The sequence below is a fragment of the Microbacterium sp. oral taxon 186 str. F0373 genome (genome assembly GCF_000411455.1).
Taxonomy (GTDB): Bacteria; Actinomycetota; Actinomycetes; order Actinomycetales; family Microbacteriaceae; genus Microbacterium.
The window spans coordinates 688984-705227 of record NZ_KE150458.1 but is presented as its reverse complement, the minus strand read 5'-3'; the positions used below and the strand labels follow the sequence as shown (position 1 = coordinate 705227).

Below are 16244 nucleotides of genomic sequence, written 5' to 3'. Positions count from 1 at the left end.
TGCTGTCACGCCGGACGTTGTGATATTTTCCGAACATGTTCACTTCTGAAGGGCCCGCGTCCACGAAAAGCGAACGCACGCGTGCCCGGCTGCGCGAGGTGGCGCTCACCTCGTTTCGCGAGCGCGGGTACGAAGCGACGACCATGCGCCTCATCGCGCAGGAGGCGGGCGTGTCGGTGGGTAACGCCTACTACCACTTCGCCACCAAGAACGACCTGGTCCAGGAGCTGTACCTCGACGTGCAACGCCGCCATCGGGCGGCGGCCGAACCGACCCTCGCCGACACGGACGATCTCGTCGAACGCATCGCCATCGTCTACCGCACCGGGCTCGACGAGCTGACGACGTACCACGAGCATGCGGTGGAGTTCCTCTCTGCCGCCGTCTCCCCACGCTCGGAGATCAACCCGCTCGCCGAGGCGTCCGGCCAGGCGCGCGCCATCACGGAAGCACTCTTCGGGGAAGCGGTGGACGGCGCACGTTCCGGAACCGTCCCGAGCGATCTCCGTCAGGCGCTGCCCACGGTGCTCTTCCTCGGGCATCTCCTGCTGGCGCTCTTCTGGGTCTACGACCGCTCCGACGGTCAGCAGCGGACGCGGCGCCTGCTCGATCGCGGCCTGGCGCTGCTGCGGACGACGCTGCCGCTTGCACGATTGCCCATCGTGCGCGGCGTCGTCCGCGAGCTTCTGGAGCTCATCGCCGAGGCCGGGCGGTGAACCCTCCGTCGGCAGCGGGCGCGTTCACACGCGACCAGCTGTGGCGCGGTGCGCTGCACGCCTGGCTCGGGTTCGTGACGCTGCTCACGATCGCTGCTTTCGTGTGGGCAGCGCTTGCCAGCATGAGGCCCTTCACCCCGCCAAGCGTCGGCGCGGCGGTCTACGCTGCCGGCTGGGTCGCCGCTGTCGGCGGCGTCGTCTCGATCTTCGTGACCGTCCTGGGACTGCCCGTCGCCGCGCTTGTCGGCTATGCGCTTCGCGGCGTGCGTCGCCGATGGGTTCATCTCAGTGCGTTCGCTGCCTTCGGCATCGCCATCGGTGCGGCGGTGATGAGCATCTTCACTGCGATGTCGCGACCGGCGATGCTCGATCCTGTGATGGTCGGCGTTGTCATCGCGGTGTGCGCGGGCGCGACGGTCTACGGCCGATGGCAGGCCGACCGAACGCCGAATCGACGTGATCCCCCGATCGAGGAGGAGGATCGCCCGCTCCGCGGCTGACGGGGTTCAGCCCCGCGCGTCGCCGTGGTCGGCGTGTTCGGAGCTGTCGGCGCCGCCCCGCACGGTCCAGATCGCCCCAGTATCGGTGGACGGACGGGCGATCGGAATGCGGGTGCCGAGCACCTGCGCGACGACGTCCTGCGCGATCTTCGCGGCCGACAGGCCGGCGTCTTCGAGGATCTGCTCCCGGCTTGCGTGATCGATGAAGGCATCGGGCAGGCCGAGCTCGTCGACCGCCGTGTCCACGCCCGCCTCGCGCAGCACCTGACGCACGCGTGTTCCGACACCACCCACGCGGATGCCGTCCTCGATCGTGATCACCAGGCGATGGGCGGCAGCGAGCTTCACGATCGAGGGCTGCACGGGCACGACCCAGCGCGGGTCGACGACGGTCGCTCCGATCCCCTGGGCACGGAGGCGCTCGGCGACCTCCACCGCGAGCTGCGTCATCGGGCCGATGCCGACGAGCAGAACATCCTCGGCGCCGTCCTGCCACAGCACGTCGACACCGTCGGAGAGGCGTTTGAGGGCCGGCTGATCCACCGCGACGGCGCCCTTCGGGAAGCGGATCACCGTGGGCGCGTCATCGACGGCGATCGCCTCGTCGAACTCCTCCCGCAACCGCGCCTCGTCGCGGGGCGCGGCGATGCGGATGCCGGGCACCAGCTGCAGCATCGCGAGATCCCACACACCGTGGTGGCTGGGGCCGTCGGGTCCGGTCACACCGGAGCGATCGAGAACGAACGTCACGCCCGCGCGATGCAGGGCCACATCCATCAACACCTGGTCGAAGGCGCGGTTCATGAACGTCGCATAGATCGCGACCACCGGGTGCAGTCCGCCGAAGGCGAGGCCCGCCGCCGAGGCCACCGCGTGCTGCTCGGCGATGCCGACGTCGTAGACGCGATCGGGGAAGCGCTGCGCGAACGGCTGCAGGCCCGTCGGACGCAGCATCGCCGCCGTGATCGCGATGACATCGTCGCGTCGCTCCCCCGCCGCCACGAGTGCGTCAGCGAAAGCGTCGGTCCAGGCGACGGCATCCGAGGAGCCCAGCGGCTCGCCCGTCGCCGGGTCGATCTTGCCGACGGCGTGGAACTGATCGGCCTCGTCGTTGCGTGCGGGCTCGTAGCCGCGGCCCTTCTCGGTGATGACGTGCACGATCACCGGGGCACCGTAGTCCTTGGCCAGCTGCAACGTCTCCTGCAGCGCGACGAGATCATGCCCGTCGATCGGACCGAGGTACTTGATGTCGAGGTTCGAGTACAGCGCCTCGTTGTTCGAGAAGCGCGAGAGGAATCCATGCGTGCCGCCGCGTACACCGCGGTAGACGGCGCGACCCATCGGCCCGAGGCGGCGGAAGAAGGATGCCGAGCTCTTGCGCAGGCTCTCGTACCCCTCGGTGGTGCGCACCCGGTTCAGGTAGCGCGCCATGCCGCCGATCGTGGGCGCATAGGAGCGCCCGTTGTCGTTGACGATGATGACGAGGTTGCGATCGTTGTCGTCGGAGATGTTGTTCAGCGCCTCCCAGGTCATCCCGCCGGTGAGCGCGCCGTCTCCGACGACAGCGACGACGTGGTGATCCTTGCGTCCGGTGCGGGTCAACGCTCGCGAGATGCCGTCCGCCCAGCTGAGGGAACTCGAGGCGTGCGAGGACTCGACGACGTCGTGCACGCTCTCCGCCCGCTGCGGGTAGCCGGCGAGGCCGCCGCGCGAGCGCAGCCCGCGAAAGTCCTGACGCCCGGTCAGCAGCTTGTGCACGTACGACTGGTGACCCGTGTCGAACACGAAGGGATCATTGGGTGAGTCGAAGACGCGGTGCAGAGCGATGGTCAATTCCACCACACCGAGATTCGGTCCGAGATGGCCTCCCGTGCGCGCGACGTTCTCGACGAGGAAGTCACGGATCTCCTGCGCGAGCTGCTCGAGCTGCTCGGCGGTCAGGGAGTCCAGGTCGCGCGGACCCGTGATCGAAGCGAGCAGACTCATCCTCCGAGTCTACGTCTCGCCAACGCCGACGCCCCGGCATCGGCGTCCCCTTGCGGGGACCGATGCCGGGGCGTTATAACCGGCGCTCAGACGAGCGAACGCAGCACGTACTGCAGGATGCCGCCGTTGCGGTAGTAGTCGGCTTCACCGGGGGTGTCGATGCGCACCTTGGCGTCGAAGACGATCGTCTCCTTGCCCTCCGGCGAGAACTCGCTGGGTGCCGCGGTGACCTTCACCGTCTTCGGGGTGACCCCTTCGTTCAGCTGCTCCAGGCCCTCGATCGAGACGATCTCGGTACCGTCCAGGCCGAGCGAGGCCCAGCTCTGGCCCTCGGGGAACTGCAACGGGACGACGCCCATGCCGATGAGGTTCGAGCGGTGGATACGCTCGAAGCTCTCGGTGATGACGGCCTTGACGCCCAGCAGCGACGTTCCCTTCGCGGCCCAGTCGCGCGACGATCCCGAGCCGTACTCCTTGCCGCCGAAGACGACGAGCGGGGTGCCCTCGGCGCGGTAGTTCTCGCAGGCGTCGAAGATGTACGACTGCGGGCCGCCCTCCTGCGTGAAGTCGCGGGTGAAGCCGCCTTCGACGATCTGACCGTCGTTGACCGCGGCGACCAGCTCGTTCTTCAGGCGGATGTTCGCGAAGGTGCCGCGGATCATGACCTCGTGGTTGCCGCGGCGCGATCCGTAGGAGTTGAAGTCCTTCTGCGCGACGCCGTGCTCGGTGAGGTACTGGGCGGCGGGGGTTCCGGCCTTGATGTTTCCCGCGGGCGAGATGTGGTCGGTGGTGACCGAGTCGCCGAGGGTCGCCATCACCCGTGCGCCGTGGATGTCGCTCACCGGGGTGAGGTCCATCGACATGCCCTCGAAGTACGGTGCCTTGCGGACATACGTGGAGTCGGCATCCCACTCGAAGATGGGGCCCTCGGGGGTGGGCAGGCTCGTCCAGCGCTCGTCACCGTCGAACACGGTGGCGTACTGCTTGATGAACTGGTCGCGCGAGATCGACGAGTCGATGACCTCCTGGACCTCGTCCGGCGAGGGCCAGATGTCCTTGAGGAACACGTCGTTGCCCTCGGCATCCTTTCCGAGCGGGTCGGTCTCGAAGTCGAAGTGCATCGATCCGGCGAGGGCATACGCGACGACGAGGGGCGGCGAGGCGAGGTAGTTCATCTTCACGTCGGGGCTGATGCGGCCCTCGAAGTTGCGGTTGCCCGAGAGTACCGCCGTGACGGCGAGATCGTTCTCGTTGATCGCCGCCGAGACCTCTTCGATGAGGGGTCCCGAGTTGCCGATGCAGATGGTGCAGCCGTAGCCGACCGTGTAGAAGCCGAGGCCCTCGAGGTCCTTGTCGAGGCCGGACTTCTCGTAGTAGTCGGTGACGACCTTCGAACCGGGGCCGAGCGTCGTCTTGACCCACGGCTTCTGCGTGAGGCCCTTGTTGCGCGCCTTGCGGGCGAGCAGGCCGGCGGCGATCATCACCGAGGGGTTCGACGTGTTGGTGCAGGAGGTGATGGCGGCGAGCGTCACGGCGCCGTTGTCGAGCAGATAGGACTCACCTGCCGGTGACGTGACCGGCACGGGGTTGGATGCCGCGGCCGGCGCCCCGCTGGAGATGCGTACGTCGCGCGTCGCGGGCTCCTCCTCGCCCGGGGTGGAGCCCGGGTCGGATGCGGGGAACGAGTGGATCGAGTCGAGGTCGACGATCGAGTTGGACACCGACGGGGTCGTGTAGTTGACGATGTCCTTCTCGAACTGCGTCTTCGCCTCGCTGAGGAGGATGCGGTCCTGGGGACGCTTCGGGCCGGCGATCGACGGCACGACCGTCGAGAGGTCGAGCTCCATGTACTCGCTGAAGACCGGCTCGCTGTCAGCGTCGTGCCAGAGCTTCTGCTCCTTGGCGTACGCCTCGACCAGGGCCACCGCCTGCTCGTCGCGTCCCGTGAGGCGCAGGTATTCCAGCGTGACGTCGTCGATGGGGAAGATCGCCGCGGTGGAGCCGAACTCCGGGCTCATGTTTCCGATGGTGGCGCGGTTGGCGAGCGGGACGGAGGCCACGCCGGCGCCGTAGAACTCGACGAACTTGCCGACGACGCCGTGCTTGCGGAGCATGTCGGTGATGGTGAGCACGACGTCCGTCGCCGTCACGCCGGCGGGGATGTCGCCGGTCAGCTTGAAGCCGACGACGCGCGGGATGAGCATCGAGACGGGCTGGCCGAGCATCGCGGCCTCGGCCTCGATGCCGCCGACGCCCCAGCCGAGCACGCCGAGACCGTTGACCATGGTCGTGTGCGAGTCGGTGCCGACGCAGGTGTCCGGGTAGGCGCGCAGCACCCCGTCGCGGCCGGTGCGGTCGTAGATGACCTTCGCGAGGTGTTCGATGTTCACCTGGTGCACGATGCCGGTCCCCGGCGGGACGACCTTGAAGTCGTCGAACGCGGTCTGACCCCAGCGCAGGAACTGATAACGCTCGCCGTTGCGCTCGTACTCGATCTCGACGTTGCGCTCGAGCGCGTTCTCGGTGCCGAACAGGTCGGCGATGACGGAGTGGTCGATGACCATCTCCGCCGGCGACAGCGGGTTGATCTTCGCCGGGTCGCCGCCGAGGGCCGTGACGGCCTCACGCATGGTGGCGAGGTCGACGATGCACGGCACGCCGGTGAAGTCCTGCATGACGACGCGCGCCGGGGTGAACTGGATCTCGGTGTCGGGCTCGGCGTCGGCATCCCAGTTGCCGAGGGCCTCGATCTGCGACTTCGTGACGTTCGCGCCGTCCTCGGTGCGAAGCAGGTTCTCGAGGAGCACCTTCAGGCTGAACGGGAGCTTCTCATAACCGGCGACGGTGTCGATCCGATAGATCTCGTAGTCGGTGCCACCGACCGTGAGGGTGCTCTTGGCTCCGAAGCTGTCAACAGTGGACACGTCTGCTCTCCTTCGTTGGGAGTTCCTGAGGCCGCGGGCTCAGTCGGTCGGCGGGGTCAGGGTCGGGCATGGACGGCCGTCGCCTGATTCTCCATCTTCCCCGCCGCCGCGGCGGCGGGCTAGTGAGGTTGTCCTTACCCGGCGATGTCGACCTGGGCGCATCGAGGGCGAAGGAATTTATCTTGATATCAAGATAAATCTATCACGCCGCGGATGCCGAGTCGGTCTCGTGCGGGCGGGGGTAGACAGCCCGAACGGCGAGCCAGGTGACGGCGACGAGCGGGGCGAACAACGGCAGGCCCATCACGAGCTTGAGAGTGCCGAGGGTCGTCACATCGCCGGCGAAGTAGAAGGGCAGCTGCACCGCGAGGCGCAGGTAGAACAGTGCGGCCCAAGCGATCGCGAGCCAGAAGAACACACGGCGCTTGCGCGGATCGACGCGCCACCGCGTGCCTTCGTTCATGAGGAAACCCACGGCCAGCCCGATCAGGGACCAACCGATCAGCGCCGAGACGAGGAATGCCGTCCCATAGGCCGCGTTGGTGATCAGGCCGGGAACGAAGTTGTCCTGTCCTCGCCCGGTCCACAGGGCCAGGACCGCGGCGACACCGGTCGCAATGAGTCCTCCCAGTGCGGCACTGACGGGCGAGCGCTGGATGAGACGGACGATCGTGAAGATCGCCGCTGCGCCCACGGAGATCGCGAGCGAGAGCGCGAGGTCGGCCGTGGTCGTGAACAGCACGACGAACGCGAGTCCGGGCAGCACGCTCTCCAGCACCCCCCGCCAGCCGCCCATGGCGGCCCAGACGACGTGTCCAGTGTGCGACTGTCGGGACGGATCGAGGCCGGCCCGTCGCGCCGCATTGCCGAGTGCGCTTCCGAGAAGATCCGACGCCGACGGTGGTGGCGGCGTGAGCGGATCGGATGCCGCGTCCTCGGGCTCCTGCGCCGGCGAGCTCATGCGGTGCCGGGGGCGGCGGGCATCTTCAGCGGGATGAGATCGCGCGGCGGCATGGGGCTACCGCCGCGCACCACGACGATCGAGCGGAAGAGATCCTCCACGCGCGCAGCCGCCTCGACGTCGGTCGTGGCCGCTCCCCCGATCACCCCGCGCAGGAACCAGCGGGGTCCGTCGACGCCGACGAACCGTGCCAGGCGCTTGCCGGCCACCGCGTCTGGCCCGCTCACCACGGGAACCTCCGCGAGCAGTTCGGCGCCGAGCGGGCCGTGGCGCTCCTCCACGCGCCCGCCCTGCTGGCGGATCTGCTGGCGGATCTGGTCGCGGGTCTCCTCCCACAGTCCGCTGGAGCGCGGGGCGGCGAACGGCTGCACCTGCAGGGTCGAATCGGCGTAGTCGAGCCCGACCGCGACGATGCGCTTCGTCTGCTCCTCGACTTCGAGGCGGAGGTTCAGTCCCTCGCGCGGGAGCACCTTGATGCCACCGAGATCGATGTAGGGGCGAACGGGGTTCGCCTCCGTCTCGTCGAAGGGCCCCGTCGAAGCGCGGTCGCCCGCGCCGGTGGGCTGCAGTTCATCGCTCATGCGGTGACTCCTGTCTGATAGCCCGTCGAGCCGAACCCGCCCTCGCCGCGTGCGGTGTCGGGCAAGTCGTCGACGGGGAGGAAGTGGACGCGCGGGACGGGCATGACGATGAGCTGTGCGATGCGGTCGCCCACGGCGATGTCGTACGCCTCGCGCGTATCGGTGTTCAGGAGCGCGACCTTGATCTCACCGCGGTAGCCCGCGTCGATCGTTCCGGGCGCATTGACGATGGTGATGCCGTGCTTCGCGGCCAGACCGCTGCGCGGCACGACGAAAGCGGCGTATCCGTCCGGCAGGGCGATCCGCACGCCCGTGCCCACCAGTGCGCGGGCGCCCGGTTCGAGTCTTACGCTCTCGGAGGAGACCAGATCTGCGCCGGCGTCGCCGGGATGTGCATAGACGGGAACCTGCGGCGCGATAATGGGAACGTCCACGGATTCGATCACTCCACGAGGGTAATGCACATCGCCGCTCCAGCCGCTCCCGTTTCCGACGTCCGCTACCGCGAACGGCTCAGTCCGTCGCTGTGGACGCTGCTCAGCTCGGCGGTGGTGGCGCCGATGGTCGCGCTGGTGTTCGTCCCGCTGGATCCGACCATCGCCCTCGCCGCGGGGATCGCCGTGGGTGCCGTCCTGATCTGCCTGCTCGTCTTCGCGTCTCCGGTCGTGGAGGTGCGAGGCGGCGAGCTGCGAGTCGGTCGCGCGCATATCCCGGTCGATCAGCTGGGTACCGCCGACCCGTTGTGGGCAGACGAGGCGCGCGCCGCGCGTGGTCCTCAGCTGTCCGCGACGGCATGGCACATGTTCCGCGGCGGGATCGACCCCGTGGTCCGCGTTCCCGTCCTCGATCCCGGCGACCCCGTCACGGAGTGGGTGTTCGCGACGCGCACACCTGACCGGGTGGTCGCCGCGATCACGCGTGCGCAGTCGCGCTGAGATCAGCTCGACAGCGGGATCGGCTCTGCGGGGCCGAGGGTTCTCAGGCGCACTCGATGCAGACGGCGCCGCCCGCGATCTCGTGGTCGATCTGGGTGCGGTGCTTCACGAGGAAGCACTCGACGCAGGTGAACTCGTCTTCCTGCGGCGGCAGGACGACGACGTCCAGCTCCAGGTCGGAGAGGTCGGCGCCGGGCAGCTCGAAGCCCGAGGGGTTGTCGGCATCCTCGACGTCGACGGCCCCGGACATCTTGTCGGGAACGCGCTCCTTCAGAGCCTCGATCGACTCGCTGTCGTCGTCGGTCTTACGGGGGGCGTCGTAATCGGTCGCCATGCTCTCAACTTCCAGGTGTGTTGCCAAAGTGCCGACTCGCGGCCGGGGGGACCGACGTGGGGCGGCGATAGTTTGCACGACGGGTTCGGATTTCGCAAATGATCGTCGTGTGCGTGCCCGCTTCCGGCGGGTGCGTCGCATGGAACTCGCGGCGCGCCCGCGATATTCCCGAGTGCGGCGAAGTGCTGTGACAGCATGGCCCCGGCAATCGAATCGTGCCCGAACAGGGAACGGGAGGGTGTTTCGCATGGAACAGCTCAAGGTGATCGGAACCGAGGAAGGTGTCCTCGTTCTCGCCACGGAGTCCGGCGAACGGTACGCGCTGCCGATCGACGAGACGCTGCGCAGTCAGCTGCGCCGCGCACAGCGCGACAACGAGCCGCGTGCGGCGCGGCCGAGCCCTCGCGACATCCAGGCGCATATCCGTTCCGGTCTGTCGGCGCAGGAGGTCGCGGAGCTGCTCGGCGCTCGTCTGGAGGACGTGCAGCGCTTCGAGCGTCCCGTTCTCGCCGAGCGCGAGCACATCGTGGGCCAGGCGCTGGCCGTCCCGGTGCTGATCGCGGGTGAGCTCGATGCCGCGGCGCAGCCGACGTTCGGGGTCGCGGTGCGGGCGAAGCTCGCCGAAGCGGGCGCGAGCGGTGAACGGTGGACCAGCTGGAAGGACGAGGACGGCTGGGTCGTCAAGCTCGAGTTCACGGCGAACGAGGTCGACCACGACGCACGGTGGGGCTTCGACCCGCGCCGCAGCAGTCTCGCTCCGCTCAACGCCGATGCGACCCAGCTCTCTCGTCAGGGGTCGCTCCCCGAAGGACTGATCCCCCGCCTGCGCGCGCTGGATGCATCGCCGCTGAAGGACGCGCCGCGGTTCGACTCCGGCGCGTTCGGCCCGCGGCGACTGGACGCCGACTCCCTCGCTCCCGACGCGGACATCACGCGGCCGGACGTGCGCGTGCCCGTCGCGCCCGCGGTTCAGGATGCCGCGATCAAGCGCGCTCCCGACCACGCGGTCACATCGGCCGAGACAGCCGACCTCCTCGAGGCGCTGCGCCGCCGTCGCGGCCAGCGTGAGCCCATGCCCGCGGAGGAGTCCTCCACGGAGCGTCCCCACTCCCCCGTGGCGCTGTTCGACGCGCTCGAGCCCGGCTACGACGAATCGGCGACGGATGCCGAGGACTCGGCATCCACGATGGAAGACACCGTCATCAGCGATTCGTCTCGCCGCAAGGGGCGCACCTCGATGCCGTCGTGGGACGAGATCGTCTTCGGAGCGCGCACCGAAGACGGGTGAGTCGCGTCGAGGTCGGCGCGGGACGGATGCTCAGCCCGTCGCGAGCGCGCCGAGTCTGATGAGCGGGACGATGCGTTCCTGATCTGTCAACGATCCGTGCTGGCCGATCATCCGCTGTGGCTTCTTGTCGGCCAGGCGGTCGTCGTAGTAGGCCACCGCGCTGCGGGCCGCGACGAGCACGTCGCCGATGCGGGGACGGACGTCGGGGTGCACCGCGGCGCCGTACAGGCCGGCATCGATCGCTTCGTCGCGCGTCATCACCCACGAGCGCGACTGCTCGGCTTCACGCCAGCGCTCCGCGACGGCGTGCGACTCGCCGTCCTCCGTGTAGAGCTGCAGCATTCGATGCTCCCCCGCCACCAGCCGCACACCCTGGAGCAGCGGATCGCCGTCCCGCAGCAGTACCTGCCGATGAGCCGGCACGTCGACCATGCCGTGGTCGGCCGTCACGAGGGCGCCGACACCCGGGGCGAGCAGAGCGTCGAACCGGCGAAGGTCCGCGTCGAGCTCTTCCAGTCCTTGCAGCCACTGCGGGGACTCCCACCCGTAGGTGTGTCCGAGGGTGTCGAGCTCCGGGATGTACACGTAGACCAGCGCGCCGGGGTGCGCGGCCGCGCGCGCCGCGGCAGCGGCGAGACGCTCGGACGGCGTCGCGGCGGCGACGAACTCCGCCCCGCGCTGGATCGCCCGCGTGAAGCCGCTGTCGCGATACAGCCCCTTCGTGACCACGAAGGTGGGTCGTCCGGCGTGGGCTTCCCGTTCGAGCAGGGGCGCCGAGCGCTGCCACGTCATCGGGTCGAGTCCGTCGCTCTCCCACCCCTTGAGCTGGTTGGGGGCGATGTCGGTCCCCGGGATACGGGCGCGGTATCCGACGATCCCGTGGGTGCCGGCATCGGTCGCCGTGAGAAGCCCGGTGAGGGCCGTGGCAGTCGTCGACGGAAAAGTGCTGCGCGCGGCATCCTTCTTCGTCATCGCGCCCGTCAGAAACCGGGCGTGTCCGGCCCGGGCAGTGAGGTTCCCGCGACCGAGACCGTCGACGAGGATCAGGATCGCCGATCGGGCCGGCGCGAACCAGTCACCGTCGCCCGTCAGCGACGCAAGCAATTGCGGCACGATGGCGGTGAGGCTCCGGGCTGTGGGCGGGTCCGCGGGTAGGCTGAACGACATCGGGGCCAGTCTCGCACATGGCGCGCGGCCCCACTTCCCGGCCCACCCGAGCACCGAGGGAACCGCAGATCCATGGCAGCTTCGCGCACCGCGTCCATTCCTGAAGACCACGGCCGCATCGAGGATGTCGATGTCTCCGCCGAGATGCAGGACTCGTTCCTGGAGTACGCCTACTCGGTCATCTACTCGCGCGCTCTCCCCGATGCCCGCGACGGTCTCAAGCCGGTGCAGCGGCGCATCCTCTTCCAGATGGCGGACATGGGACTGCGACCCGACCGGGGGCACGTAAAGAGCGCCCGCGTCGTCGGCGAGGTCATGGGAAAGCTGCACCCGCACGGCGACTCGGCGATCTACGACGCCCTCGTGCGCCTGGCCCAGCCGTTCGCGCTGCGCGTGCCCCTGGTCGACGGCCACGGCAACTTCGGCTCGCTCGACGACGGGCCCGCGGCGGCTCGTTACACGGAGGCGCGCCTCGCTCCCGCCGCCCTCGCCCTCACGGAGAACCTCGACGAGGACGTCGTGGACTTCGTCCCGAACTACGACGGGCAGTTCCAGCAGCCGGCGGTCCTCCCCGCCGCATTCCCCAACCTGCTCGTCAACGGCGCCTCCGGCATCGCGGTGGGCATGGCGACCAACACGGCTCCGCACAACCTCAACGAGGTCGTCGCCGCCGCGATCCATCTGCTCGAGAACCCCGACGCCACGACGGCTGAGCTGATGGAGTTCGTCCCCGGACCGGACCTCCCCGGCGGCGGCATCATCGTCGGACTCGACGGCATCACCGAGGCTTACGAGACCGGACGCGGAACCTTCCGCACGCGTGCGAAGACATCGATCGAGTCGCTCGGCCCCCGCCGCACCGGCATCGTCGTGACGGAGCTGCCGTACATGGTGGGCGCCGAGCGCGTCATCGAGAAGATCAAAGATGCGGTCAACGCCAAGAAGCTCACGGGCATCGCCGACGTCAACGACCTCACCGACCGCAACCACGGCCTGCGCCTCGTCATCGGCATCAAGACCGGCTTCGATCCCGCAGCCGTCCTCGAGCAGCTCTACCGGCTCACGCCGCTTGAGGACTCCTTCGGCATCAACAACGTCGCCCTCGTGGACGGGCAGCCGCAGACCCTCGGTCTCAAGCCGCTGCTGCGGGTGTACCTCGATCACCGTATCCAGGTCGTGACGCGCCGCAGCCGCTACCGCCTCGCGCGCAAGCAGGAACGCCTCCACCTCGTCGAGGGTCTTCTCATCGCGATCCTCGACATCGACGAGGTCATCCAGGTCATCCGCGCCTCCGACGACACCGAGCAGGCGCGAGCGAAGCTCATGAGCGTCTTCGACCTGTCGCAGGTGCAGGCCGAATACATCCTGGAGTTGCGTCTGCGGCGTCTCACGCGTTTCTCCCGGATCGAGCTGGAGTCCGAGCAGGACACGCTCAAGAAGGAGATCGCCGACCTCCAGGCTCTGCTGGCCAGCGATGTGCTCCTCCGGCAGCACGTCGCCCGAGAGCTGGATGCCGCGGCCGAGACCTTCGGCACACCCCGCCGCACCCTTCTGCTCAACGGCGGACCCGTCGCAGCGCGCTCACGCAGCGCCGCAGCGGCAGACCTGCAGATCGCCGACTCCCCCTGCCGCGTGCTCCTGTCCGCGACCGGGCGGATGGTGCGCGCCGAACTCGGCGAGTCCGGCGAGATCGTCGCTCCGACGCGGCGGGCGAAGCACGACGGCATCCTGTCCGCTGTCGACACGACGACGAGGGGCGAGCTCGGTGCAGTGACAACGCGCGGCCGGCTGGTGCGCTTCTCGCCCGTCGATCTGCCGTCGGTGCCGGCCAATGCCGTGCAGCTCGCAGCGGGCACCCGCGCCGATCAGTACCTCGGTCTGGGATCGGGTGAGCACGTCGTGGCCGTCGTGCCCTTGGGTGACGTCGTCATCGCGCTCGGCACCGCACAGGGAGTCGTCAAACGCGTTGCGACCTCGGAGCTCGCGCCCGGAAAGCACGAGGCCGAGATCATCGCGCTGAAGGACGGAGACCTCGTGGTGGGCGCTGCCGTGGCCCCCGACGGCGCTGAACTCGTCTTCGTGGCCTCCGACGCTCAGCTCCTGCGCTTCGATGCTGCGAGCGTGCGACCGCAGGGCCGCGCGGCGGGGGGCATGGCCGGAGTCCGGCTGAGCACGGGAGCCTCCGTCGTGGCCTTCAATGTGGTGACTGAACCGGCCGATGCCGTGGTCGTCACGATCGCCGGTTCATCCCAGGCGATCGCCGGAACCGACGCGGGCAGCGCGAAGGTGTCGCTGTTCGAGGAGTTCCCGCCGAAGGGCCGCGCCACCGGCGGTGTGCGCGCCCAGCGCTTCCTGAAGGGCGAGGACGTCCTCACCCTCGCCTGGGTCGGTACAGAGCCCCGTGGGCTTGCTGCAGACGGTGCTGTGCGCACGCTGCCGGACGCGGGCGCGAAGCGGGATGCGTCCGGTCACCCGCTGGATGCCGTTGTCGCTGCCGTGGGCGCGGCGATCGCCTGACGAGCGTCAGCCCAGCGACACGAGACCGTACTGGGTCGCACGGATCAGCACTTGGATGCGATCGCGCACACCCCACTTCGCCGTGATGCGGCCGAGGTGTGACTTGACGGTCGCCTCGGACACGAACATGGCGGCGGCGATCTCGGCGTTCGACATTCCCTGGGCAAGAAGGGTGACCACTTCGAGCTCCCGTTCGGTGAGCTCCTCCTCTCGGCCCAGCTGGCGCGGCGCGGGAGGTTCGTTCTGCTGCACCGAGCTGACGAGTTCTTTCGCGACGCGTGGCGACAGCACGTAGCCGCCCTCGTGAGCCAGGAGCGCGGCGTCGAGGATGCGGTCGGGCGACGTGTCCTTCACCAGGAAGCCCGCGGCGCCGGCACTGAGCATCGGGACGATGACGCGCTCCGAGGAGAACGTGGTCAGCGCGACGATCTTGATCCCGGGAAACTCCCGGGTGAGGCGCTGGGTCGCCTCGATGCCATCCATCTTGGGCATCTGCACGTCCATGAGCACGACGTCGGGGTGCGTGCTGCGCACCAGCGCGATGGCGTCGATGCCGTTGTCGGCCTCTCCGACGAGATCGAACCCGTCCGAAGAGTCCAGGAAGACGCGCAGTGCAGCGCGCACCAGCGACTCGTCGTCGACGATGATCACGCGAATCGGTTGGGTCACAGCACCATCTTACGAACCGCGCGATGTGCACTCTTTCGATCGATGTCGACGAAAGTCGCTATTGATGTAGCCATACGTCGGTCGTGCGCGATGACCTCTGTTTGAAGAATCGATTCGAGAGATTGCAGGAGGTGAAACACATGTGGTACTGGATCGGTCAGCAGCTGGGCATCTGGAAGTAAGTGATGGTGGGTTCGCGAGATAATCGCGAGGTGACCTCCGTCCGAGACAACGTCCTCCGCTACGTGCGGACGCCCTTCTGGGCGTATCAATCGCTGAGCCCTGTGGTTCGGCGACTTGTCATCATTCTCGTCGTTACGGCGATCGTGATCGACTCCCTTTTTCGAGCGACCGTGGGCGGCGCGAGCAGCATAACCTCGGCGATCGTGACCACCAGCATCACGCTGGCCGTCTGGATCTTCGTGTGGCGTCCTCCGGTGGCTACCATAGTTCTTATCGCTGCGGCAGCCGTGGCCGGTGCGGCGGGGGTTGCGGACAGCCTGATTGCCGGTGCGGCGATCCTGGGACTTGTCAGCTACACCTGCAGCGCAGCGCTGACGTTGCTTTACGCGGTTTCGCTCGGTGGATGGCTACTAGCGGTTCTCGGCAGACCCGAGTCCGGCTTCCAACCTCTAGGCGGATTAGTCATAGCACTTCTCAGCCTCGTGAGTCTCCTGATCGGGCTGGCGATTCGGCGGCAGTTCGAGAGGGCACAATCTTTGGCATTGCAACTCGAAGTGAGCGAGCGAGAGGTCGCGGAGCAGCTCAAACACGAACGAGACCTCATCGCCGACGAACTGCACGACATCGTCGCGCACGAGATCACCATCGTCGCTCTGCACGCCGCGGTCTTGGACCGCACCGAAGACATGCAGACGCGGTCGCAGTCGCAGACGGCGATCCGCGAAGCGGCGGTTCAGGCGCTCACCGACATCCGTCGCGTGCTCGGGATGGTTCGAGGTGAAGAGAACCTCTCCCCCGAACGCGTGTCTTCGCCGGACGGGATCACGGGCACCATCGCCGCCGTCACGAAAGAACTCGGACAGGCGGGCATTGCGGTGACCGCGGATGTCCCCTCTGACCTGCGGCTGCCGAGTGCATCCCTCGTTGCTCTCACCCGCGTGATCCGCGAGAGTGCAACGAACGTGCTCAAGCACGCCACCGGCGCCCACACCGTCTCCATCGTCCTTCGGGTCGAGCGTGGTTGGGTGCACCTCACCTTTGCCGACGACTCGCCGCCTGCCCGCACGGCGGGTCTGCCCGCGTCGGGTTACGGCATCATGCGTCTTCGTGAGCGCTTCCGACTTTTCGGCGGCACTTTCGAATCGGAACGAAAGTCCCAGGGCTGGGTCGTCAGTGCCTCACTTCCGCTCTCGGGCTGATCAGCACGAGATTTCTACGCGCAGCGTCAAAGTAGACGAAAGTCGCAGTCGAATCCGCCGATGGTTCACGTTGGCGGCGCCTATGCGCGCCTAACCTTTTGCTAGCCGAAGAACTGATCCCCAGTCGGTTCTTCACAGGGCACGGCGCGAGACGTCCGTGATTTCGGGGACGAAGAGACCGTTCGGGGCTCGACGTCATCCGGATGTCCCCCGTAGCCGCGGCGATGGCCCGAGACCGAATCCCCCCAGATCGGCCTCGGGCCCCGCGTCTTTTCTGGGCTCCG

Annotated in this window: 14 protein-coding genes; 6 read left to right on the top strand and 8 right to left on the bottom strand. The window is 68.1% G+C overall.

Going from position 1 to position 16244, the window contains the following annotated elements; translation table 11 throughout:
• Positions 1–35: 35 nt before the first annotated feature.
• A complete protein-coding gene (locus tag HMPREF1529_RS13510) occupies positions 36–716 on the top strand; it encodes a TetR/AcrR family transcriptional regulator (protein ID WP_016465221.1) in 681 nt (226 codons plus the stop codon).
• On the top strand, positions 713–1216 hold the full coding sequence (locus tag HMPREF1529_RS13505) for a hypothetical protein (protein ID WP_016465220.1): 504 nt from the start codon (positions 713–715) through the stop codon (positions 1214–1216). Before HMPREF1529_RS13510 ends, HMPREF1529_RS13505 begins: the two co-directional genes overlap by 4 nt.
• Before the next feature lie 6 nt (positions 1217–1222).
• Here HMPREF1529_RS13505 and dxs read toward each other — a convergent pair whose 3' ends face one another.
• The 5 genes from dxs to dut form a co-directional block, all read right to left on the bottom strand.
• Positions 1223–3202 (bottom strand): 1-deoxy-D-xylulose-5-phosphate synthase, encoded by a 1980-nt coding sequence (gene dxs, locus HMPREF1529_RS13500; RefSeq protein WP_016465219.1) that lies wholly within the window; start codon positions 3200–3202, stop codon positions 1223–1225.
• An 86-nt stretch (positions 3203–3288) separates the two neighbouring features.
• Entirely contained in the window at positions 3289–6126 is a 2838-nt protein-coding gene (locus HMPREF1529_RS13495) for an aconitate hydratase (RefSeq protein ID WP_016465218.1), read from the bottom strand.
• Between the two features lie 202 nt (positions 6127–6328).
• Complete coding sequence (locus HMPREF1529_RS13490) at positions 6329–7087, bottom strand: DUF3159 domain-containing protein (protein ID WP_016465217.1); 759 nt, start codon at positions 7085–7087, stop codon at positions 6329–6331.
• On the bottom strand, positions 7084–7668 hold the full coding sequence (locus HMPREF1529_RS13485; RefSeq protein WP_016465216.1) for a DUF3710 domain-containing protein: 585 nt from the start codon (positions 7666–7668) through the stop codon (positions 7084–7086). Before HMPREF1529_RS13485 ends, HMPREF1529_RS13490 begins: the two co-directional genes overlap by 4 nt.
• Positions 7665–8114 carry a dUTP diphosphatase gene (gene dut / locus HMPREF1529_RS13480; RefSeq protein ID WP_198013073.1) on the bottom strand — a complete coding sequence of 150 codons (450 nt, stop codon included), beginning with the start codon at positions 8112–8114 and terminating at the stop codon, positions 7665–7667. The genes HMPREF1529_RS13485 and dut overlap by 4 nt, the downstream gene beginning before the upstream one ends.
• A 12-nt stretch (positions 8115–8126) precedes the next feature.
• Here dut and HMPREF1529_RS13475 point away from each other — a divergent pair, with 12 nt between their 5' ends.
• Positions 8127–8603, top strand: a complete 477-nt coding sequence (locus tag HMPREF1529_RS13475; protein ID WP_016465214.1) for a DUF3093 domain-containing protein — start codon at positions 8127–8129, stop codon at positions 8601–8603.
• A gap of 43 nt (positions 8604–8646) precedes the next feature.
• Here the strand turns inward: HMPREF1529_RS13475 and HMPREF1529_RS13470 are convergent, their stop codons facing one another.
• The gene (locus HMPREF1529_RS13470) at positions 8647–8937 is read right to left on the bottom strand and encodes a DUF4193 domain-containing protein (protein WP_005049487.1); all 291 of its coding nucleotides are present in this window, start codon (positions 8935–8937) and stop codon (positions 8647–8649) included.
• A 247-nt stretch (positions 8938–9184) separates the two neighbouring features.
• Here HMPREF1529_RS13470 and sepH point away from each other — a divergent pair, with 247 nt between their 5' ends.
• Positions 9185–10225: a septation protein SepH gene (gene sepH, locus HMPREF1529_RS13465; RefSeq protein WP_016465213.1), complete on the top strand. Its 1041-nt coding sequence runs from the start codon at positions 9185–9187 to the stop codon at positions 10223–10225.
• A 30-nt stretch (positions 10226–10255) separates the two neighbouring features.
• Here sepH and HMPREF1529_RS13460 read toward each other — a convergent pair whose 3' ends face one another.
• Entirely contained in the window at positions 10256–11392 is a 1137-nt protein-coding gene (locus HMPREF1529_RS13460; protein WP_016465212.1) for an alkaline phosphatase family protein, read from the bottom strand.
• A gap of 72 nt (positions 11393–11464) precedes the next feature.
• Here HMPREF1529_RS13460 and HMPREF1529_RS13455 point away from each other — a divergent pair, with 72 nt between their 5' ends.
• Positions 11465–13909, top strand: coding sequence for a DNA gyrase/topoisomerase IV subunit A (locus HMPREF1529_RS13455; RefSeq protein ID WP_016465211.1), 2445 nt, complete (start codon positions 11465–11467; stop codon positions 13907–13909).
• 6 nt (positions 13910–13915) lie between these two features.
• On the opposite strand, the gene HMPREF1529_RS13450 is transcribed toward HMPREF1529_RS13455, so the two are convergent.
• Positions 13916–14578, bottom strand: coding sequence for a response regulator transcription factor (locus tag HMPREF1529_RS13450; RefSeq protein ID WP_051120865.1), 663 nt, complete (start codon positions 14576–14578; stop codon positions 13916–13918).
• A 212-nt stretch (positions 14579–14790) separates the two neighbouring features.
• On the opposite strand from HMPREF1529_RS13450, the gene HMPREF1529_RS13445 reads away from it, so the two are divergent.
• Entirely contained in the window at positions 14791–15960 is a 1170-nt protein-coding gene (locus HMPREF1529_RS13445) for a sensor histidine kinase (RefSeq protein ID WP_232212133.1), read from the top strand.
• Positions 15961–16244 lie beyond the last annotated feature (284 nt).